Genomic DNA, 20639 nt, shown 5'->3' with positions numbered 1-20639 from the left:
TTTTTGATTCCGGCACTTGACACTATTTCTGAAAATCAGAAGCAATTTGCCATCGGTTGAAATATCGCAGGCCGCAGCGTGAAATTGCGCTTGCGTGCAAGGCAAATCAGTTCGCAGCAACTGCATGAAATTGTAGCCCGCATGAGCGCAAGCGACATGCGTGGTTCGTTCCGAGATCGCCACGACGAGCACGACAATGAGTGCCCAGCAAGCGAGATAAGAATGCGTTTGATCATTGCTGGCGTGACGGAGAATTTCCGAGTGTGCCGGTTACCGTCAGGCAGCAGCTTTGTTCTTGATTGCACCAGCTAGCGCCGTGAATATGGCCCCGCCAGCACCTCCGGCGACCGCGTGTGAGACAATACCGCCAATACTCAGATCGCCCGACTGCGCTGCGGCCATGATCGATGGCAGCAACAGTGTTACGACCTGGCCGAGCACCCCGCCTCCGACCAAGCCGGCAACAACGTTACCAATCGTACCGAGATCGAAAGTTGGCGATGACTTGCCCGCACCCAGACCGCCAAGCGCTCCTGCAACGAGGTTTATCAGAATCTGTTCCATGCTGATCTCCGTATGACTCGCGACAAACGGGATTGATCTCGCGTAGACTATCACCGCACACGAAACCGATCCATGGATAAATCTCAGGTTGAGTCAGGCGCGACTTGGCGGGTCGAGCGGCCTGTCCGGTTTCCTTCTAGGATCCAGACGCGGTGCCAGCGCTGGACTTGTTCAGTTCGCAGTCCGCGGATGAAATTGTAGCCCGCATGAGCGCAAGCGAGAATACGGGGTCTCTCTCAACATGGGTCCCGGGGGTCGCTTCGCGGGCTACGGTCCCGTGCGCCTTCAGGCGGAAACCTCCGGCTCCGGACAATTGGTCAATCGCGCGGGCACGCCGACGGCGGTGCAACCTGCGGGCACGTCGTGCTCGACGACCGCGCCGGCGCCGATCTTGGCGAAGTCGCCGACGCTGACGTTGCCGATGATGGTCGATCCGGCGCCGAGATAAACGCCGCGGCCGATCTTGGGCGCGCGATCCGGCTCGGAGTTTTTTCGGCCAATGGTGACGTTCTGCAAAATCGTCACCTCGTCGCCGATGACGGCAAAGGCGCCGATGATGATGCCGGTGGCGTGATCGAGAAACACCGACGTTCCGATCGAAGCGGAGGGGTGAATGCTGACGGAAAGCTGGTCGGACGACAGGCTTTGCAGGAGCAGCGCGAGATCGTTGCGCTTATCGCGCCAGAGCCAGTTGGAGACGCGCCAGGCCTGCAGCGCGACGTAGCCCTTGAAGTTCAAGAGCGGCGGTAGCAGCGTTGTCATCGCGGGATCGTGAATGGCGATGCTCTGCAGATCGCGACTTGCGGCGTCAATCAGATCGGGCGAAGCCGCGAACGCCTCACGGGCGAGCTGCGTAAAGCGCGCGCGATCTTGCGCGGTATTGCCGAGCCGCGCGCCGATCTGGTGCGCGAGCGCGTGGGCGAAGTCTGGATGATCGAGAATGGATGAGGAAAGCGCGGCGCCGAATACGCCGTCGCGCGCCACGGCGCTTTCGGCTTCGCTACGGATCGCGTGCCAAAGGTGATCGACTGAGGCAATTCCGTTCATGGCAGCCGCCTGAAGTTAGCGTTCGGAGAATATAGAGCGGCCGCGAGGAAGCGCCAGACGCTTAATCTTGAATGATCGCTCTCCTCTCCCGCTTACGGGGATGTCGCATCGTCATTGCGAGAAGCGCAGCGACGACTTGTCCGCCGAAGCCTTGGCGAAGGCGGAAGCAATCCATCTATCCGCTTGCGGCGCTATGGATTGCTTCGCTGCGCTCGCAATGACGGCCGGATGGGGAACTCTCTCCATACGGGCAGTGTGACTCGTGGAGGCCCCCCACTCCGGGCCTCCCCCGCAAGCGGGAGAGGGAGAGCGGTGCCGGCGCGGCTGCGTCTCGATCCTGTTCGCGCTTAAGACACTAGACATTATTCAAAAACAAACCGCCCACCTGCTTTCGCAGATGGGCGGCTGTATCCGCCGTCGGGCGTCATGGGGGCATCACGCCTGCGGCTGAATGCCTGTCCCGAGGTCTCGAACCTCAACCCTGCTGCGGCTGGTCGTTCGGCGGGGTCGGACGCTGCTTGTGCTGCGCCATGAAGGCGTCGAACTCTTCCTTGTCCTTGGCGTGGCGCAGGCGCTCGAGGAAATTCTTGAACTCGACCTGCTCTTCCTCGAGCCGGCGCAGGGTTTCCATGCGGTACTCGTCGAAGGCGCGGTTGCCGCTCGAGGGCGGGCCGAAGCCGAAGCCGCCGAAGCCGCGACGCTCCATGCGGTTGCGCATCCGGTCCATCTTGTACTGCATCCGCTCCATCTTGTTCTGCCAGCGGTCTCCGTTGCTCCAGCAACCCATTCTTCTGCTCCCTAGTGTGAATAAGAGAAGGGCAAGTCCGATCGGCCACCAGATGATGAAGCCTAGGATCGTCACGACAATCCAGCCGGGATGCCAGGGGCTCTCAAGCATATTGGGGCGATAGGTCTGTTCAGTCGGGCCGCGCCATCGATTGACATCTGCGGTGTAGGCCATTTCCCTCTCCATGACGGCAATCACGCCGTTGTGAATGTAAATAACATTTACATACCTAAACCAATCCGCGTTTTTGTCAAGCGGGCGCCTCGCCGCGCCCTCGAAAATTATTTTCGGTTCCCCCAAGGACCAGATGGTGCGCCGCCGGCGGGCGGCACCGGCGGCGGGCCTGACGGTTTTGGCTCCGACCGGCGGTCGGTCGGGAAGCCGAGCCCGCGCAGATAAATCAGCACTTCGGCTTCCAGGAGATCCTCGGGCGACATCGGCAGTTTGCGCCGCGCCGCATCGCCGCGCCCGAACAGCGAGGCCACGCCGTGCGACATCGACCAGATGTGCAACGCCATCATCATCGCCGGCGGCCGCGGCACACCGGGCGGCGTCATCGCCGCGAGCCGCTCGGCGGCGGCGCGGATAATGGCGAATGCGCGCTCGCTCGCAGCCATCAATGTCGGGTTGGAATCGACTGGAATCCCGGATTCGAACATCGCCGAATAGAACGCCGGCTCGTTGCGCGCGAAGGCGAGATAGGCCTTGCCGACCCGCTCGAACGCCGTGACGGTGTCGGGACGGCCGTCGTCCCAGGCCTGCGTCAGCATGGCCTCGAACTGCTCGAAGCCACGTTGCGCGATCGAGGACAGCAATTCATCGCGGTCGCGAAAATGCCGGTACGGCGCGGCCGGACTGACGCCGGCCATGCGTGCGGCGTCCGCAAAGGTGAAGCCGGCCGGGCCCTTTTGCGAAATCAGGTCGAGCGCCGCCTGCAGCAATGCCTCTTTCAGATTGCCGTGATGGTAGCCACGCTCGCCGCGGCGGTCCTTTTGCCAGCTCATGTGAATGGCTTTTACATGAGCTGGCCGTAAAGGTCACTTATTTTGAGACCGTTAACCGGGCGTTCATCAAGGTTAACAGCGTGCAGGGCGACGCCAATTCCGGACGATTCTACCCGCCCGGGTCTAACCGCCCGGGATCGGGAGGACCGGCATGACCTCGACGCGCTCGCCGGGAAAGATCGTAAAGTGCGGGTGGTTCTCGAACAGTTTCGCGGCGGCCTCATGCGAGCCGGCGCGGACCACCGTGAAGGCGCCCATCTCGTTGGCGATGTCGGCAATACCGTTTGAATCGACCTTCTTGGTCTTGCCGAGCGGGCCACCAATGGCGGTGATCGCCGCCTGGTGCTTTTCGACCCAAGCCTTCCATGCCGCGATACCCTGCTGTTCCCTGGCGCGCCGCTCGACCTCAGGCAGCGCATTCCAGGCCGCCATTTTCGCGCTGGTCTTGCTGCCGAGGAAGACGGCGAGGAACGTACCGTTGGTGCTCATGATGTTTCTCCTCCCTTGACGGATGGGCGATAGGCTCCCGACTTAACGGCGCACGCGGAGCCCTGTTGCAGCGCCTCCAGACTCACTGCGCCTTGTGCGCATTTCCCTTCTGCAGCTCCTCGAAGCCTTTCGCCGCCTGCTGCACTTCCTCGGAGAAATCCTCGATCTCCTGCACCTGGCGGATTTCGATGATCTCGTTCGCAGAGGCCGGGCACTTTTTCGCCCACTCGATCGCCTCCTCGCGCGACTTCACGTTGATCATCCAATAGCCGCCGAGCACCTCCTTGGCCTCGGTGAAGGGGCCGTCGGTGACGACAGGCTTGCCGGTGGCGAAGGAGACCCGCGCGCCCATCGACGGCGGATGCAGCCCGTCGAGCGCGATGAGGACGCCGGCTTCCTTCAGCGCCTCGTTGTACGCCATCATCGCCTTGACCCGTTCGGGGTCGAGTTGGACGTCCGGCGGCGCGGTCTCATAGCCCAGGGGGATCATCAGCATCATGAATCGCATGGTGGGTGTCCTCGTTCGAGTTGTTGTCATTCCGGGGCGCGCAAAGCGCGAACTACGGTGCGCGATCGCGCACCTGAGAATCTAGCGCTACAATCTCGGGATTCCGGGTTCATCGCTGCGCGATGCCCCGGAATGACAGGGATGTTATTTCTTCGCCGTCTGGGCGCGCAGCCGCTCTTCCTGCTCGCGCAGTTCGGGGGTGAGGGCTTCGCCGAAATCTTCCGTTGAAAACACCTGACGGATTTCGATCTCGTCGCCTTCGGCGAATGGCGCACGCTTCATCCACTCGATCGCTTCATCCAGCGACTTGGCGTTGATCAACCAGAATCCGGCGACGAGATCGCCAGACAGCGGAAACGGACCGCGGGTGACGCCCTGCCCGCTGCCATACTTGATCCTTGCACCCTTGGAGGTCGGATGCAGGCCCTCGCCCGCCTCCATCATGCCAGCCTTGACCAGTTCCTCGTTGAACTTGCCCATTGCGGTCAGGAGTTCCGTGCTCGGCATCACGCCAGCTTCGGTATCCTTGCTGGCCTTCACAATCACCATGAATCGCATCGCTGTTCTCCGTTTCGCTCCTGTTGGGCGGCGAGGGTCGCGCCGGCCTTCGTCAACAAGACGATCGGGCTTTTACGCCCCCGACATGTCAGTGAGAATTATTTCTGGAGTAATCGTGCCCCGGGGCGCGGTGCAGCAAGCCGCTTGGCTTGATGCGCCGCAGAACCGGGGCCCATAGGTGTGAAAGCCGCTGGACCCCGGCTCTGCGAAGCGGCACTGCGTGCCGCATCGCGTCCGGGGAACGAGACAGAATGCACGGTGGCGCTACCCATTCTGCTTGACGAACACGCCGTTCTGATACGACGCGCCGAAGTAGACGTCGATGCGTTTTACCTTGTCGCCGTCGAACACGAAGAACTCGGTATTGCGAAAGCTTTTGCCGTCCTTGGCCACACAGCGATAGGTCACGAAAGCCTCGGTACCGTCGACCACGATCTTCTCAAGCTCGTGCCGCTCGATCCAGTCGCTGTTCCGCCAGCAGCGCTCGAAATAGGTCGGCTTGTCGATGGCATCGTCGTAGGGGCTGGTGAAGCGGAATTCATCACTGAACGCGTCCTCGACGAATTTGCGATCGCTGGCCAGATAGGCGGCAAAAATCGCGCGGATCGTATCCGCCCTGCTTGCATGAACCATTTAGCGCTCCTTCTTAGGTTTCCTTGGGCACCATATGGAAATAGGGCTCCGCTTCCTTCAGCACGCGCGCGAAGGAGGGCCGCGCCTTCAGCCGCTCCAGATAGGCGGCGACGTTGTTGTGTTCGTCGCCGAACGGCTCTGCCATGTTGCCGTAGAACAGCGATGGCGCCGCGGCGCAATCAGCCAGCGTGAAATCCTCGCCCATCGCCCAGCCGCCGCCGGCCATCTGCTGCTCGATCATGGCGTAGGAGGTCCGCAGCTGCGCCCTCGCCTCCTCGACACCGAAAGGATCCCGCTTTCCTTCCGGCCGCAGCCGGTCAACCACGATCTTCTGCATCGGCAGATGCACATAGAGATCGTAGAAGCGGTCGCGCAGCCGCGTTTGCAACGCCCGCGCAGGGTCGTCGGGGATCAGCCGCGTGCGGCCACCATGGTAGCGGTCGAGATATTCGACGATGATGCTGGATTCCGGAACGATCTCGCCTCGGCCATCGTCCTGCAGAACCGGGAACTTGCCGATGCCCCACAGCTTCACCAGCGCCGCGCGCTCGGCTGGATTGCCGAGGTCGACCAGGTTCGGCGCGAACGGGATCTCGTTCTCGTAGAGCGCAATCAGCGCCTTCCAGCAATACGACGCCAGTGGATGGAAATGAAGCGTGAGCGACATGAGCAACTCCCTGGACAACTCCCTCACAAGTCGGCGCGCCGCCAAGCGCGCCGACATTCAATCATCGATTACTTCGCCGTTGCCGGCGCGTAGCGCAGGATGACGATGCCGGTCGACAATGGCCGGCTGTCGATCAGCCTGAGCTTGACCTTCTCGCCCGGCTTGAACAGCGGAGTACCGCCGCCAAGGATGATCGGGTTCACCGCGATGCGGAATTCGTCGATCAATCCGTGCGGAATTAGCGTGGCGGCAAGATCGGCGCTGCCGAACAGAAAAATATCCTTGGTGCTGTCGCGCTTCAGACGGGCAACCGTCCCCGGCGCATCGGCGTCGAACAGTTGCGTGTTGTTCCAGTCAGACTTCTTCACCGTGCGCGAGAAGACGTACTTGGGCGCCGCGTTCATGAAATCGGCGACCTCGCCGGTCGCGTTCGGCCAGTGGCCCGCCATCAATTCGTAGGTGACGCGGCCGAACAGCAATCCGCCGGCCTCGTTCAGCTGCTGGACCGACAACTGCTCGAGCTCCTCACCCCAGACGTCGGAATGCCAGGAAATGTCGCGATTCGGACCGGCGATGAAGCCATCCAGCGTCATCAGGTTCCACATGTTCAACCTCGCCATTGCATTTCTCCCTTCAAAACCGATTGCGGATTGCAACTGGTTGTACCCTGAGGCAACTGGTGCAATATTGCAAGCAGTTTTTTTCGCCGGCGCCAGGCTGCCGGCCGGAGACCGCCCATGACCGACGCCCAGCGTTCCGGTTGCCCGATCAATCTCTCGCTGGAAGTGCTCGGCGACAAATGGAGCCTTCTGATCATCCGCGACATGATGTTCGGCAACCGGCGGCACTTTCGCGAGCTATTGACCAAGTCGGAGGAAGGCATCTCCTCCAACATCCTTGCCGACCGGCTGAAGACCCTGCTCGAGCAGGGCATCATCACCCGCGAGGATGATCCCACGCACAAGCAGAAGGGAATCTATTCGCTCACCGAACAGGGTATCGAGCTGTTACCCGTCCTCGCGCAGATGGCGGCCTGGGGTTATCGATATCTGCCCGTCACCGAGGAACTCGGCATCCGCGCGCGGCTGCTCAGCGAGGGCGGACCGAAGATGTGGGCCGAATTCATGGACGAGTTGCGCGAGAGCCATCTCGGCGCGAAGCGGCGCAAGCGAACCGGTCCATCTGTCGGCGAGCGTTTGCAGGCGGCGTATGAGAGCGTCGTGAAACGGAGTTAAGTCTGCGGCGCACGCGCACGGCGAGCGCCGCGCCCTGAGACATCTTTAAAGATCAATATCAGATTGCGATGTGATCCGTCATATTACGGAGAACAGCGTTAACGCAATCTTTCTGCCTTCCGGTCAACGTCGCGCCATAGCAACGAGGCTCGGGTGGATTGGGTCATGGCCTCGTCATTTACCGCCAGTGGATGGGGCCTTCCGTGTTTCAGCTTCTCAAGAGTTCTTCGGCAGACAAGGCGCTGGTCGACGCGCTCGGCCGCTCGCAGGCCATGATCGAGTTCAATCTCGACGGCACCATCATCACCGCCAACGACAATTTCCTCAGAACACTCGGCTACTCGCTCGGCGAAATCCGGGGCAAGCATCACAGCATGTTTGTTGCCCCGTCGGAGCGGGACAGTGCGGCGTATCGCGACTTCTGGGCGGCGCTGAAGCGCGGCGAATACCAGGCGGCCGAATACAAGCGGATCGGCAAGGGCGGCCGCGAGGTCTGGATCCAGGCGACCTACAATCCCGTTCTCGACGCTGCCGGCAAGCCGGTCAAGGTGGTGAAGTTCGCGACCGACATCACCGCGCGCAAGATCAAGAGCCTGGAGGACGCCAGTCAGATCGCGGCGATCAGCCGCACCCAGGCAGTCATCGCCTTCGAGATGAACGGCACCATCGTCACCGCCAACGAAAACTTCCTGCGCGCGATGGGCTATACGCTCGCCGAAATCCACGGCAAGCACCACAGCATGTTCGTCGAGCCGTCGGAGCGCGACAGCGCGGCCTATCGCGAGTTCTGGACAAAGCTCAACCGCGGCGAAAACCAGTCGGCCGAATACAAGCGGATCGGCAAGGGCGGCCGCGAAGTCTGGATCATTGCCTCCTACAACCCCGTGCTCGACGACAACGGCAAGCCGTTCCGGGTGGTGAAGTTCGCGACCGACGTCACCAAGCAGAAGCTTTCGACTGCCGACCTCGCCGGCCAGATCGCCGCCATCGGCAAGTCGCAGGCCGTGATTGAATTCAACATGGACGGCACCATCATCGGCGCCAACCAGAACTTCCTGAAAACGGTCGGCTACTCGCTGGAGGAAATTCGCGGCCGGCATCACAGCATGTTCGTCGAGCAAGGCGAGCGCGACAGCGCAGCCTATCGCGAATTCTGGGCAAAGCTGGGCCGTGGCGAATATCAGGCCGCCGAATACAAGCGGATCGGAAAACACGGCAAGGAGGTCTGGATCCAGGCATCCTACAATCCGATCCTCGACCTCAACGGCAAGCCGTTCAAGGTGGTGAAATACGCTACCGACACCACCACGCAGGTGCTGGTGCGGCTCGGCAATGAGCGCGTGCGCGGCATGATGGAATCGGTCGCAGCGGGTACGGAGGAACTGAACGCTTCGGTGCGGGAAATCTCCGAGGCGATGACCAAGTCGCGCGAGACGGCGTCGACGGCGGTCGAGCGGGTGGAAGCGGCCGACGCCCAGGCGCAGCGGCTGAACGAAGCGGCGCAGGCGATGAGCGGCATTGTCGAACTGATCGGCAACATCACCGGCCAGATCAACCTCTTGGCGCTGAATGCGACGATCGAATCGGCGCGCGCCGGCGAAGCGGGCCGCGGCTTCGCCGTGGTCGCCTCCGAGGTCAAGAACCTCGCCACCCAGGCCAAGCAGGCAACCGACAAGATCGGGCAGGAGATCGGCAACCTCAACGGCATTTCCGGCGACGTCGTCGGCGCGCTAAACAGCATCAAACAGGCGATCCAGGGCGTCAGCCAATACGTCACCGCGACCGCTGCTGCAGTCGAGGAGCAGAGCACGGTCACCTCTGAGATGTCCTCCAGCATGCAGCGTGCCGCCGCCGAAGCAAAGGCGATCGCGCAGCGCTAGCGATACGACATGCAAGACGCATTGATCCGATATGGGATGACCGCCTGTATCGGATTCTGCATATCGGGCGTCCGGCAGGGCCGAATTCTGCATCGCTGCCGCCGCGACACGCGTTGGAGCTTGGGTTATTAGAAGCGGGAAATCTTCTCTCTCGCTAACGGACCTGCCCATGCCCTCCGCTGCTCAGAAAGTTGCTCTCGTCACCGGCGCCGCGCGCGGCATCGGGCTTGCAACCGCCAAACGCTTTCTCGCCGAGGGCTGGAAGGTGGCGCTGCTCGACATCGAGAACGAGTTGCTGCATGGCGCCCTGGCCGGCATCGCCGAGCCCGACAATACGCTGGCGCTGCATTGCGACGTTTCGGACGCGAGCGCAGTGGCAACCGCGATTGCGTCGGTGAGCGCGCGCTTCGGCCGGCTCGACGCGCTGGTCAACAATGCCGGCATCGCCGTGTTCGCGCCGCTGCTCGACACGTCAAACGAAGACTGGAGCCGGATCCTGGCGGTCAACCTCACCGGGCCGTTCCTCTGCACCAAGGCGGCGGCGCCCCTGATGCGCGAACATGGCGGCGCGATCGTCAACATCACGTCGATCTCGGCGGTGCGCGCCTCGACGCTCCGCTCGGCCTACGGCACCAGCAAAGCCGGCTTGGCGCATCTCACCAAACAGCTCGCGGTCGAACTGGCTTCGCTCGGCATCCGCGTCAACGCCGTCGCGCCCGGCCCGGTCGAGACCGCGATGGCGAAGCAGGTCCATACGCCGGAAATCCGCGCCGACTATCACGACGCCATTCCGCTCAACCGCTACGGCCTTGAGGAGGAACTGGCGGAGGCGATCTTCTTCCTGTGCAGCGATCGCGCCAGTTACATCACTGGCCAGGTTCTCGCCGTCGACGGCGGTTTTGACGCCGCCGGCATCGGCCTGCCGACCCTGCGCGGCCAGCGGCGGAATGGGTAAAAGTACACGCTTCGCTTTGCCACCTGGACATCTATCGCGCCGCAATACGGAGCAACACGGCCCTTTCAGGTGGAACATCCGGCTTCATGCTCGGTGTTCCCAGTGCAAATGCGGTCACGAGCAGTAGAACGCCCGCGCAGATAGTGCTGAGAAATAGCTGATCCATTCGGCCCAACGAATTGCCCTAGCGTTCGTTCCGGGGTCAATTCAACGAATAGCCCCGTCCGGTACCTGCGAAATTTCAAACGAAGCAGCCCCCGCCGAACCGCGTGGCGACTTGCGATCTGCGGCACTGAGCGGCCGTGCGATTGCGTCATGGTTCACCGAGGCTGGCGGCCCCGGTGCAGGCACTTGACGAAACCTTGCCACATATCTCAGCGTAACTGCGCCGGGGGTCAGTGCTGACGAGGGAGCCGCGCATGCGAATGGCGGTCATCAGGGTAGTCGTTGTCGCCGCCGCACTGGTTGCGGCAACTGTTCCTGCGGGGGCGGAGATCCGCATCCTCGCGAGCCCGGGCGGACAGGTCGGACCGTTTCTCGAACTGTTCGATCGCGTGCGCGAATCCGGCGAGCGGGTGGTGATCGACGGGCCCTGCCTGTCGGCCTGCACGCTGGTGCTGATGACGGTGCCAACGGACCGCATCTGCGTGACGCGCCGCGCGGTGCTCGGATTTCACGCCGCGCGCTCGGTCGATGGCCGCGGCCGGATCTATGCCGAGCCGGAAGCCTCGATCGCGGTGCACGCGGCCTATCCGCGGCCGGTGCGGGACTGGATCAGTCGTCACGGCGGACTGACGTCGCGGCTGTTGCTGCTGCGCGGCCGCGAGCTTGCGGCGATTTATCCGCGGTGCAGATAATCCGAGGTGCAGATAAAATGTAGGGTGGGTTAGCGGAAGCGTAACCCACCAAAGTCTCGATGCCGGTTAGTCCGTTGGTGGGTTACGGCTTCGCCTAACCACCCTACGAAGCTGCGGCCTCAGATCCCTTCCTTCGGGCAGTTCACCATCCAGGGGATGCCGAACTTGTCGACGCACATGCCAAAGCCGTTGGAGAAGAAGGTCTGGCCGAACGGCATCCGTACGGTGCCGCCTTCGGCGAGCGCTTTGAAGCGGCGCTCGGCCTCCGCGGGATCCTCGATCTGCAGCGAGACGGAAAAGCCCTGTGGTTGATGGTAATCGCCGGGGGTGGCGTCGGAGGCCATCAAGACCTCACCGTCGATGGTAACGCTCGCATGCATGAGCTTGTTTTTCCAGTCCGGCGGGACCGGCATATCGGGCGGTCCGCCCTCATACCGAAACATCGCTCCGATCTGGGCCCCGAGAACCTTCTCATAATATTTTAGCGCTTCCTCGCAATTGCCGTTGTAGAACAGATAGGGATTGAGCTGCATCGCCGGCTCCTTTGCTTGTTAGGCAGTGTCATTTGCGTTCCCCCGACGAAGCGCAACGCGAAGTGATGCGCTGCTGTTCCTGGCTCCATCGATGGGTCCCGGCTCAGCGTCGCATCACCTCGTGCTGCGCCGCGCTCGGGACACGATAGTTGCTTTCATGTCTCGGTGAGCTTCTTCAGCTTGGCGAGACCGGCTTCGAAGTCACGGCCGATCATGTTGTCCAGATTGATGAATACCTGGATCAGCCTGGACATGAAGTTCGCCGGACCATGCATCACCCATGTGACATGGGTGCCATCGCCCTGCGGCAGCATTGTGAACTCGGCCGTGTTGTGCCCTTCGAAAGGCGTAAAGAAATCGAGCTTGATGACGATCCTGGACGGCGGCGCCGCCTCGAGAATTTCCATGCGGCCGGAACCGACATTCTTGTACCGTCCCACGCATAGGTAGCGCCCTTGCCGCTATCAGCACCGCCATAGGTGCGCTTCATCGCCGGGTCCTTCTCTTCATAGGGCGACCAGCCGCGCCACTGGTGAAAATCCGAAATCAGCGGAAAGATCTTTTCGGCCGGCGCCTTGATATCGATCGCGCGCGTTACGTGCAGCGTAGCCGGCTTGGTCGCGGCGAGAACGAGGATGACCGCGATGGCGATCGCCAGGATGATCGCGATGATGACAATGACTTCGAACATGATCAGCTCCGTGACGGCAATTCTCGTTGAAGCAAGTCAGCGGCGGAAGGGAATCAGGCGCTGCAAATTGCGATCGCGCAGCCACAGCCCGCCCCACAGCATCAGGCCCAAATAGAGCCCGAACAACGTATGCGTGAACAGCGGGCTGTCGATACGGACATGCGAAGCGATGGCGCTGCCGAGATAACCCGTGAGCAGGATCGCGCCGAGGATCGATGTCGGCGGTATCGCGTAGAGCATCGTGCAGATGATGGTGATGGCGCCGAGGCTGCGCATCAGCGTATCGCTTGAGCCATAGCCCATCCGGTCCATGGTTTCGGTGACCACCGGCCACGGCACCAGCTTGATGGCGCCGTCGAACAACAGAAACAGAATGACGAGGCCGGAGAGAATGCGGCCGACCCAGCGTGTGGGAGTTGCGACGGGCGCAGTCTCGGTGATAATAGTCATGATCGATCCCCGTTGTCTTGAATGGCTGCTCGGATTCAAGACGAACGAGGGAGGTGGAAACCGACAAGGAGCGAGAACTTTTTTGCAGCCGCCCGGAGGGGAAAGTGGACATCGCCCAGGGCTGAGACGAGGTCCGAAAATGAGAGAAAGCGGACGTCATCCAGAGCCACATCGCTAAAGATAATAGCTATGTGGTTAGGATCGTCAGCATGGCCTCACAGGCTTTCTCGGCTTCGGCATACGTCTTAAAGGGTGATCCGCCCACCCTGATCGCAGGCTTGTTAATATGGATAGGACGCCATGAAGCTACAAAGCCGGGCTTGCCGTGAAGTCCGGGCCCACCGCTACTCTCGTTACTGATCACGAACGAAAATCCGCGCTCGCTCGCGCTCCATATCTCCATCTCCTCTGTCGCAGGACCAATGCGGCTGAAGTGCAGGGGCATTTCACCCTCAACGTATCGGTGAGACTGCCGTAACTCGACGCTTCTCCGTTTCCGTGGTTCCAACCTTCCTTGCAACTTTTCCCGGCGCAATCCTCCATGCGGATCGACCAAGCCTCGTTGTCCGCCTGATTGGGTGCACGGCATGGAAAACCCAATGGTATAATGCCAGTCTTATCAAGTTCGCCAACTTCCAAATCGCAATCTTCCGGCGCGAGTTGGATCGGTAGCCACCGCAGAGCCTGACACGACATCCCTGAGGGCCTAAAGGGCGCGTGTAACCAATGCCGCCACCCGCCTCTGGAAGCCGCTGATCTGTCTGAATGCTTCCCGCCGCTCTGATCCTTCAGGCAGCCGTTGCGCGGCTTCCCACAAGTTCACTAGCAACCGCGCCATATCGATCAATTCATTAAATTCCGGCATTCCAACGGTGCGTTGGTTCAATGTTAGATCCTTTTGATACGAACGAACCAATTGAGGGATGGCTTGATAGCGCGCGGTTCGTAAGGGAAGAGAGTAAAATACAACTCGCCTTATCGATGCAGTTGCCGCTCGGAAGTACTGGCGCAACAAAAGGTGCTCTTCTCCACGCACGCGGCGTAACATCGATCTCCAGCTTTTACTCATGTTGAGTACGAGGAGCAGGCAGCGTTTGCGACATCCCTAATGTCGTGCAGTCGTCATATTGGCGCCGGTGCGTTCTAGGCTACGCGCTGATGGCCAAGGCGAACTGGGTTCTCTCTCTGCCATGGGCGAATGACATGCATTGTAATGCGCAGCCGCTGGGCACAAGGCTTGACTGAGTGCGCACCATTGCGGGCATAGGAACAGACATGAAAGCCGCGAGTTGATCGCTGAATGCAGAAGTCGTTCCTGACAGGGTTATTGGGCTATGAGAAACATTGTGAACGAGACCGGTGAGATCATCGCCAAGGCAACACATGACGGCACATTGGTCGGCGGGCAACACCGCATCGCGGTGGCGGCTAGCCTCGGTCAAAAGCTGCTTTGGCAAGACAACGGCGAACCTGTGAACCTTGACGCCTTCTTCAGGCATCCGAGTTCTCAGCGACACATAGCTTGAGGCGCTCGCTGACATAGCGCCAGCCGGACCAGCCCTCACTGAGTATGACGAGCAGCACATGATCACGTACATGCGCGTGCTTGATGCTGATCAACAAGGCGCCGATTGGCGTGATGTCTCTCGGATCGTGCTGCGCATCGACCCCGACACCCGAGGCCGACCGCGCGGCTTGCGTTCGAAGGTCGTCGCGCGCGGTATAATCGCAAACTTGGATGCTTCGATGCCAGCGAACACTCGCGTCAGGCGGTCGCTATCATACAAAATACGCGGGCCGTTCCGACATATTCCTAATCGTCTCATTTGAAATTAGCTTCTGCACTTCCCCAGCTCTGTGCCACCCCGTTCCTGCCCATTTGAGAAACACCGGCCACATGGGGCCATCGGAGTTTCGGTGCTGATCACATCGAAGGCGGCATCACAGAGCGAATTCTAGCGCCACCTTCTCCCACAACGGGAGAAGGGAAGAAACCGCACGAGAAAGAAACTACTTCCCCGCTTTCTTGCCCCGGGGCTGGCTGTCGCGCTGCAGGCGGTCGAGGTGCATGCGGATGTGGGCGGCTTCGGCCGACGTGTTCGCCAGCGCGATGGCACGGTCGAAGGCGACGCGGGCTTCCTCGTTGCGGCCTAGCTGCATCAGGAACGCGCCGCGCACGCCGAAGAAATGAAAATAGTTCGACAGCCGCGCCGCCAAGGGCTCGATCATGTCGAGCGCGGCCTGCGGGCCCTTCACCTTGGACACGGCAACCGCGCGGTTCAGCGTCACCACCGGCGACGGCTGCATGATCTCGAGCGCGCCGTAGAGCAAGTCGATCTGGGTCCAGTCGGTATCCTCGGGCTTTTCGGCGCGGGCATGCAGCGCCGCAATCGCAGCCTGCACCTGATAGGGCCCGCTGCGGCGATGGCGCATCGCCTTGTCGATGAGCGCCAGCCCCTCGGCGATCAGCGCTTTGTTCCACTTCGATCGGTCCTGGTCGTCGAGCAGGATCACCGCGCCATCGGCATCGAACCGCGCATCCGCCCGCGCATGCTGCAGCAGCAATAGCGCCGTCAGCCCCATGATCTCGGGCTCGCTCTGGAACAGCCGCAGCAGCAGCCGCGCTAGGCGAATGGCCTCCTCGCACAGCGGCGCGCGGATCTCGGCAGTGTCGCCGCTCGCCGAATAGCCCTCGTTGAAGATCAGGTAGATCATGGCGGCGACGGAGGCGAGGCGTTCCGAACGCTCCACCGCGCCCGGCGTCTCGAACGGCACGTTGGCATCGGCGACACGCGCCTTCGCCCGGGTGATGCGCTGCTCCATTGCGGCTTCCGAGACCAGGAAGGCGCGCGCGATCTGCTTCACCGTCAGCCCTGATACGATGCGCAGCGCCAGCGCAATCTGCTGCGTCGCCGGCAGGTCCGGATGGCAGCAGATGAAGAGCAGCCGCAAAATGTCGTCGCGGTAGTGCGAGCCGTCGAGCCGCTCGGCAAGCTGTTCCTCGGCGTCATCGAGATCGGAGATCGCCTCGTCCTCGGGCAGCGCCTCCTGCTTCTTGCTCCGCCTGATATCGTCGATCGCGACGTTGCGCCCAACCATGATCAGCCACGCCGCGGGATCGCGCGGCGGGCCATTCTGTGGCCAGCTCTTCAGCGCGCGTAAACAGGCGTTCTGAAACGCTTCCTCGGCGGTGTCGAGATCGCGGAAATAACGCAAGAGCGCGCCGACCGCCTGGGGGCGAGCCGAGGTCAGCGCGCCATCGATCCAGGCGGTATCGGTCATGGCTGCACGCTCCCCAGCGTAAAGTGGCCGACGGGCCGGATCTCATAGGCGCCGCCGGGATTGGCCGAGCCAAGATCGCGCGCAACCTCGAGCGCCTCGTCGAGATTCTTGCAATCGACGACATAGAAGCCGAGCAGTTGCTCCTTGGTTTCGGCAAAGGGGCCGTCCAGCACCAGCGGCGGGTTCTCCTTGCGCAGCGTGGTTGCCGCCGTCGTCGGCAACAGCCGCGCCACCGGGCCGAGCCGGCCCTGCTTGGTGAGCTTGTCCTGCACGACGGCAAGTTTCTTCATAACCGCGGCATCCTGTTCCTTGGTCCAGGAGCCGACGAAATCCTCGTCGTGATAGCAAAGAATGGCGTAAAGCATGGCAGCCAGGCATCTCCGTTCGTATTGATGACGAACGATTATGCCCGCTGCCGACAGGTGCGTCGAAGAAATTTTGGATTGTTCCGCCGTCAGGGCCCGACGATTGGAGGCGGCGGCGGATTGAAGTGTCTGTAAGCGCCAACGATCGCCGTGGAACAAAGGCCGCACAGCGCCAGGACAAGGAAGATGATCTTCGCCCTACGCCCGAAGGCCTCGGTCCGACTGGAGCCTGCGCAACGGTGGCTGTTCCGCCAGGAAAGCGCGAGCGAGATCGCAATCGCCGCGATGATCACAGCCTGAACCATCGGCAGACACCATACCTGGCGGCGTCCCGGTGCGACTTCCTCGCTTCAAGCCGCAATTTGCGCATGGGAAGTCTCCCTTGTTGCATCAAAGGAGGCTAGACAGACGGATCGATCCACGATGTGAGGCGGGTCACGCCGTCTTTGGCGCTAGATGAGGAATGGCAATGACGAAAGGTGCGCTCGCGCTGCTGGTGCATGGCGGGACTGAAAACTGGTCGCCGCAGCGCTGGAAGCGCCGGTTCGACGAGGTCTGCTCCGACCGGCCCGTTCTGCTGCTTCCCAGTGCCGCGTTCCATCCGGCCGAGGTGCATTATGCCGCGGTGTGGAAGCCGCGGCCGGGCGAACTCGCCGCCTTCCCCAATTTGCGGGTGATCTTCAACCTCGGCGCCGGCGTCGATGCGCTGATGGTCGACCGCACCCTGCCCGACGTGCCGCTGGTGCGCGTTGCGGTTGGCGACCTCACCGCGCGAATGACCGAATATGTCGTGCTGCATGTGCTGATGCACCATCGGCAGGAGCCTTACTTGCGGCAGTCGCAGCGTGAAAAGCGCTGGGCGCCGAAATCGCAGTGGGCGGCCGGCGCGATCTCCGTCGGGATCATGGGGCTCGGCACGCTCGGCGCTGACGCGACCGACGCCCTCATGCGCCTCGGCTTTCGCGTCGCGGGCTGGAGCCGGAGCCCGAAGACGATCGACGGCATCGAATGCTTTCACGGCGAGGCACAGTTTGATGCATTCCTGCGGCGGACTGACATCCTGGTCTGTCTCTTGCCGCTGACGCCGGAGACGCGGCACATTCTGAACCGGCGGCTATTTGAGAAACTGAACCGCACCAGCCCGCTCGGCGCACCGGTTCTGATCAATGCCGGCCGCGGCGGCCTGCAGAACGAGGCCGACATCCTGCAATGCCTCGATGACGGCACGCTCGGCGGCGCCTCGCTCGATGTCTACGCCACCGAGCCGTTGCCCACCGACAGCCCGTTCTGGACCCACCCGAAGGTGGTGCTGACCCCGCACAACGCCGCCGACACCGATCCCGACGAGATATCGAAATATGTCGCCGAGCAGATCAGGCGCTTCGAGGCCGGCGAGGCGCTCGAGAATGTGGTGGACCGCAAGCGGGGGTATTAGTCTCCGTCATTGCGAGCCAACGGGTCGCGCGAATGCGCGCCGATGACACGAGAGCAATGACGGCCGTAGGTGCGGCAGACGGTGCAGAACTAGGCCCGCAGCATCACATCGATCGCGCCGCTAACGATCGCTTCCAGCTCCTTGCGCGGCATCCGGGCGCGGGCGCGGATGGCGATGGTATGGATGGTGGCGGAGGCAAGCTGCGCCAGCACGACCGGATCCGCGCTCTCGGATAGCTCGCCCTTCTCCTTCGCGACACGGAAACACGCGGCGAACGCCTTGTCGAGCTCGGTGAACCCTTCCAGCACCATGGCGCGGATATCGGGATCGTGCACCGCTTCGGAAGCCGCGGTCATCACCGTGAAGCAGCCGCGCGGGCCGGATTCGCCTGACAGATAGATGTCGAGCGCCACCGCATAGATGCGCTCCAGCCGCTTTCGGATCGGCAGTTCGTTCCTGAAAACGTCACCCATCGCGACCCGCGCGTCATCGCGATAGCGCCGATAGCTCTTGATGAAGAGCTCGCGCTTGTCGCCGAACGCGCCATAGAGGCTCGGCCGGTTCATGCCTGTTGCGGCCGAGAGATCGTCGAGTGAGGTGGCCGCAAATCCGTCGCGCCGGAACAGGTCGAGCGCCTTACCGAGCGCGACATCAGGCTCATAGGCGCGTGGGCGGCCCCGACGCCTGGGCGGGGCGTCGATCCTGGGCACGGGCGGCTTCTTACTTTTTTGTACCATTTCGCAAGAAATTCCTTGACCAGCTTTATATTATGCGAGACGGTATAAAAATCAACCGAGCCGGCCTTTGGTTAGCGGCGCGGTCGATCAACCGCCAAGGAGGCAAACCATGGATCTCTATTTCTCGCCGCTCGCCTGCTCGCTGGCGACACGGATTGCGCTGTACGAAGCCGGCGCCGAGGCCAACTATCTCGAGGTCGATCCCAAGACCAAGGTCGTGCAGAACGACGGCTCGGATTTTCGTAGCGTCAACCCGCTCGGGCTGGTGCCGACGCTGCGCACCGACGACGGCACCGTGCTGACGGAGAACGCGGCCATCCTGCAATATGTCGCCGATCGCTTTCCGACGGCCGGCATCTCGGCCAATTCGGCTGAGGAGCGCAGCCGCCTGCATCAATGGCTCTGCTTCATCGGCACCGAACTGCACAAGGCGCTGTTCGTACCGCTGCTCGACAAGACCGCGCCGCAGGATGCGAAGACATATGCGCTGACCAAGAATATCTCGCGGCTCGACTATCTCGAAAACTACCTGAAAGGCCGCGAGTTCCTGCTTGATCATTTCAGCGTGGCCGATGCCTATCTCGTCACCATCATCAACTGGACGATGGCAACACCGCCGGTTGAACTCGCGAAATGGCCGGCCGTGAAGGCCTATTATGAGCGGCTGCGCGCCCGCCCGAGCATCGCGAGGGCGGTCGCTGAGGAGTATGAGCTCTACAAGGCCGAGCTCGCGCGGCATAAGGCAGCGGCGTAACGCAGTCTCGTGTCCCGGACGCGGTGCAGCACCTTTTGGTGATGCACCGCAGAGCCGGGACCCATTCTTGTCGTTGCAGCATGGACCCCGGATCAGCAGCGCACCGCTTTCGCGCTGCGCAGCGTCCGGGGAACGCAAATGGCAAGCAGTCGTCACTCCGCCGGCGCCAGCAGCCGTTTCGTCAGATCGCTCAACGCCCGGCGAAATATCCCGGCATCATTGCGCGCCCGCGCTAGCACCAGCGCGCCCTGGATGGTGAGCAGCGCATCTTCCGCGCGGCGCTGCGCCTGGCTCTTGCTCAATCCGGATCGCCGCAGGAGCTGCGCCAGCGCCGTCTGCCAGCGCGCAAAGTAGCTATCGACGCTCGCCGCAAACGTATCACGAGCGGCGCCGAGCGCGACCAGGCCGACCAGGCAGATACGATCGCCGGAATGAAAATACTGGTCGACGCCCGCGATCATGGCAGCGATCGCGCGCGCGGGGTCGTCCGCGTCGCGCAAAGGGGCATAGATGTTGAGCTCGAACCAGCCGTCGATCTCGGCCAGCACCTCGGAGGCCATCTGCTCCTTGCCGCCGGGAAAGAGATGATAAAGGCTGCCCTTGCCGAGCCCGGTCGCCTCGGTGATCAGCGTCAGCGAAGCGCCCTCATAACCGTGCGCGCGAAATACCTCGGAGAGCGCCCGCAATATTTCCTTGCGCTCGACGCCCTTCTTCAGCATCTGATCACAGCGGATTCTCGCCGAGGCCGGGAACGTCGGCCGGGCGCGGCCCCGGCGCCGGCCAATGGAAGCGGCGCTCGCTTTCCTTGATCGCGAGATCGTTGATGCTGGCCTCGCGCCGGCGCATCAGGCCATGCTCATCGAACTCCCACTGCTCGTTGCCGTAAGAGCGGTGCCACTGCCCGGCATCGTCGTGCCACTCGTACTGGAAGCGCACGGCGATGCGGTTGTGGTCGAACGCCCAGAGATCCTTGATCAGGCGATAGTCGTGCTCCTTCGCCCATTTGCGGGTGAGGAATTCGACGATCGCCTCGCGCCCCTGGAAGAATTCGGAGCGGTTGCGCCAGCGGCTGTCTTGGGTATAGGCCAGCGACACCTTCACAGGATCGCGCGAATTCCAGGCGTCCTCGGCCATGCGCGCCTTCTGCGCAGCGGTTTCGCGGGTGAAGGGCGGCAGCGGCGGACGCGACATGGCATTTCTCCGGCGTG

General features: G+C 62.1%; 25 protein-coding genes and 1 pseudogene. 6 read left to right on the top strand and 20 right to left on the bottom strand.

Features of this window, described 5'->3' with window-relative positions:
* Positions 1-276: 276 nt before the first annotated feature.
* The 10 genes from J6524_RS24995 to J6524_RS24950 form a co-directional block, all read right to left on the bottom strand.
* Positions 277-564 carry a hypothetical protein gene (locus J6524_RS24995; protein ID WP_225675490.1) on the bottom strand — a complete coding sequence of 96 codons (288 nt, stop codon included), beginning with the start codon at positions 562-564 and terminating at the stop codon, positions 277-279.
* Positions 565-849: 285 nt separating this feature from the next.
* Positions 850-1611, bottom strand: a complete 762-nt coding sequence (locus tag J6524_RS24990) for a serine acetyltransferase domain-containing protein (protein ID WP_225675488.1) — start codon at positions 1609-1611, stop codon at positions 850-852.
* A gap of 475 nt (positions 1612-2086) precedes the next feature.
* On the bottom strand, positions 2087-2572 hold the full coding sequence (locus J6524_RS24985) for a DUF2852 domain-containing protein (RefSeq protein ID WP_225675486.1): 486 nt from the start codon (positions 2570-2572) through the stop codon (positions 2087-2089).
* A gap of 107 nt (positions 2573-2679) precedes the next feature.
* Positions 2680-3402 carry a TetR/AcrR family transcriptional regulator gene (locus J6524_RS24980; protein ID WP_225675484.1) on the bottom strand — a complete coding sequence of 241 codons (723 nt, stop codon included), beginning with the start codon at positions 3400-3402 and terminating at the stop codon, positions 2680-2682.
* Between the two features lie 123 nt (positions 3403-3525).
* Complete coding sequence (locus J6524_RS24975) at positions 3526-3891, bottom strand: hypothetical protein (protein WP_225675482.1); 366 nt, start codon at positions 3889-3891, stop codon at positions 3526-3528.
* A gap of 82 nt (positions 3892-3973) precedes the next feature.
* Positions 3974-4399: a YciI family protein gene (locus tag J6524_RS24970; protein WP_225675480.1), complete on the bottom strand. Its 426-nt coding sequence runs from the start codon at positions 4397-4399 to the stop codon at positions 3974-3976.
* A 144-nt stretch (positions 4400-4543) separates the two neighbouring features.
* Positions 4544-4957: a YciI family protein gene (locus J6524_RS24965; RefSeq protein WP_225675478.1), complete on the bottom strand. Its 414-nt coding sequence runs from the start codon at positions 4955-4957 to the stop codon at positions 4544-4546.
* A 264-nt stretch (positions 4958-5221) separates the two neighbouring features.
* The gene (locus tag J6524_RS24960; protein ID WP_225675476.1) at positions 5222-5590 is read right to left on the bottom strand and encodes a nuclear transport factor 2 family protein; all 369 of its coding nucleotides are present in this window, start codon (positions 5588-5590) and stop codon (positions 5222-5224) included.
* A gap of 13 nt (positions 5591-5603) precedes the next feature.
* Positions 5604-6257, bottom strand: a complete 654-nt coding sequence (locus tag J6524_RS24955) for a glutathione S-transferase family protein (protein ID WP_225675474.1) — start codon at positions 6255-6257, stop codon at positions 5604-5606.
* Between the two features lie 68 nt (positions 6258-6325).
* On the bottom strand, positions 6326-6877 hold the full coding sequence (locus J6524_RS24950) for a dihydrofolate reductase family protein (RefSeq protein WP_225675472.1): 552 nt from the start codon (positions 6875-6877) through the stop codon (positions 6326-6328).
* Positions 6878-6994: 117 nt separating this feature from the next.
* Between J6524_RS24950 and J6524_RS24945 the strand changes: the two genes are divergently transcribed.
* The 4 genes from J6524_RS24945 to J6524_RS24930 all read left to right on the top strand — a co-directional run bounded on the left by J6524_RS24945 (position 6995) and on the right by J6524_RS24930 (position 11184).
* Positions 6995-7492 carry a winged helix-turn-helix transcriptional regulator gene (locus J6524_RS24945; RefSeq protein WP_225675470.1) on the top strand — a complete coding sequence of 166 codons (498 nt, stop codon included), beginning with the start codon at positions 6995-6997 and terminating at the stop codon, positions 7490-7492.
* A gap of 203 nt (positions 7493-7695) precedes the next feature.
* Positions 7696-9372, top strand: coding sequence for a methyl-accepting chemotaxis protein (locus J6524_RS24940; protein ID WP_225675468.1), 1677 nt, complete (start codon positions 7696-7698; stop codon positions 9370-9372).
* Between the two features lie 169 nt (positions 9373-9541).
* Positions 9542-10327: an SDR family NAD(P)-dependent oxidoreductase gene (locus J6524_RS24935; RefSeq protein WP_225675457.1), complete on the top strand. Its 786-nt coding sequence runs from the start codon at positions 9542-9544 to the stop codon at positions 10325-10327.
* A gap of 419 nt (positions 10328-10746) precedes the next feature.
* On the top strand, positions 10747-11184 hold the full coding sequence (locus J6524_RS24930; RefSeq protein WP_225675455.1) for a hypothetical protein: 438 nt from the start codon (positions 10747-10749) through the stop codon (positions 11182-11184).
* A gap of 119 nt (positions 11185-11303) precedes the next feature.
* On the opposite strand, the gene J6524_RS24925 is transcribed toward J6524_RS24930, so the two are convergent.
* From J6524_RS24925 to J6524_RS24890, 7 genes and pseudogenes are all read right to left on the bottom strand, one after another.
* Entirely contained in the window at positions 11304-11717 is a 414-nt protein-coding gene (locus J6524_RS24925; RefSeq protein WP_225675453.1) for a VOC family protein, read from the bottom strand.
* A 155-nt stretch (positions 11718-11872) separates the two neighbouring features.
* Positions 11873-12408: pseudogene (locus tag J6524_RS24920) on the bottom strand (SRPBCC family protein).
* A 36-nt stretch (positions 12409-12444) separates the two neighbouring features.
* On the bottom strand, positions 12445-12858 hold the full coding sequence (locus J6524_RS24915) for a DoxX family protein (RefSeq protein ID WP_225675451.1): 414 nt from the start codon (positions 12856-12858) through the stop codon (positions 12445-12447).
* 706 nt (positions 12859-13564) lie between these two features.
* Entirely contained in the window at positions 13565-13906 is a 342-nt protein-coding gene (locus J6524_RS24905) for a hypothetical protein (protein WP_225675447.1), read from the bottom strand.
* Positions 13907-14006: 100 nt separating this feature from the next.
* Positions 14007-14357, bottom strand: a complete 351-nt coding sequence (locus J6524_RS24900; RefSeq protein ID WP_225675445.1) for a hypothetical protein — start codon at positions 14355-14357, stop codon at positions 14007-14009.
* Between the two features lie 511 nt (positions 14358-14868).
* Positions 14869-16140, bottom strand: coding sequence for an RNA polymerase sigma factor (locus J6524_RS24895; protein ID WP_225675443.1), 1272 nt, complete (start codon positions 16138-16140; stop codon positions 14869-14871).
* Positions 16137-16505 carry a YciI family protein gene (locus tag J6524_RS24890; RefSeq protein WP_225675442.1) on the bottom strand — a complete coding sequence of 123 codons (369 nt, stop codon included), beginning with the start codon at positions 16503-16505 and terminating at the stop codon, positions 16137-16139. Before J6524_RS24890 ends, J6524_RS24895 begins: the two co-directional genes overlap by 4 nt.
* 469 nt (positions 16506-16974) lie before the next feature.
* Here J6524_RS24890 and J6524_RS24885 point away from each other — a divergent pair, with 469 nt between their 5' ends.
* Positions 16975-17940 (top strand): 2-hydroxyacid dehydrogenase, encoded by a 966-nt coding sequence (locus tag J6524_RS24885; protein WP_225675440.1) that lies wholly within the window; start codon positions 16975-16977, stop codon positions 17938-17940.
* Positions 17941-18029: 89 nt separating this feature from the next.
* Here the strand turns inward: J6524_RS24885 and J6524_RS24880 are convergent, their stop codons facing one another.
* Positions 18030-18677 carry a TetR/AcrR family transcriptional regulator gene (locus J6524_RS24880; RefSeq protein ID WP_225675438.1) on the bottom strand — a complete coding sequence of 216 codons (648 nt, stop codon included), beginning with the start codon at positions 18675-18677 and terminating at the stop codon, positions 18030-18032.
* A gap of 109 nt (positions 18678-18786) precedes the next feature.
* On the opposite strand from J6524_RS24880, the gene J6524_RS24875 reads away from it, so the two are divergent.
* Entirely contained in the window at positions 18787-19431 is a 645-nt protein-coding gene (locus J6524_RS24875) for a glutathione binding-like protein (protein WP_225675436.1), read from the top strand.
* Between the two features lie 152 nt (positions 19432-19583).
* On the opposite strand, the gene J6524_RS24870 is transcribed toward J6524_RS24875, so the two are convergent.
* Both J6524_RS24870 and J6524_RS24865 read right to left on the bottom strand, forming a co-directional pair.
* Complete coding sequence (locus J6524_RS24870; protein WP_225675433.1) at positions 19584-20150, bottom strand: TetR/AcrR family transcriptional regulator; 567 nt, start codon at positions 20148-20150, stop codon at positions 19584-19586.
* Positions 20151-20154: 4 nt separating this feature from the next.
* Entirely contained in the window at positions 20155-20622 is a 468-nt protein-coding gene (locus J6524_RS24865; RefSeq protein ID WP_225675431.1) for a nuclear transport factor 2 family protein, read from the bottom strand.
* Between the last annotated feature and the right edge of the window lie 17 nt (positions 20623-20639).

The organism is Bradyrhizobium hereditatis, assembly GCF_020329435.1.
GTDB lineage: Bacteria > Pseudomonadota > Alphaproteobacteria > Rhizobiales > Xanthobacteraceae > Bradyrhizobium > Bradyrhizobium hereditatis.
This window is presented reverse-complemented; position numbering and strand designations above follow the sequence as displayed.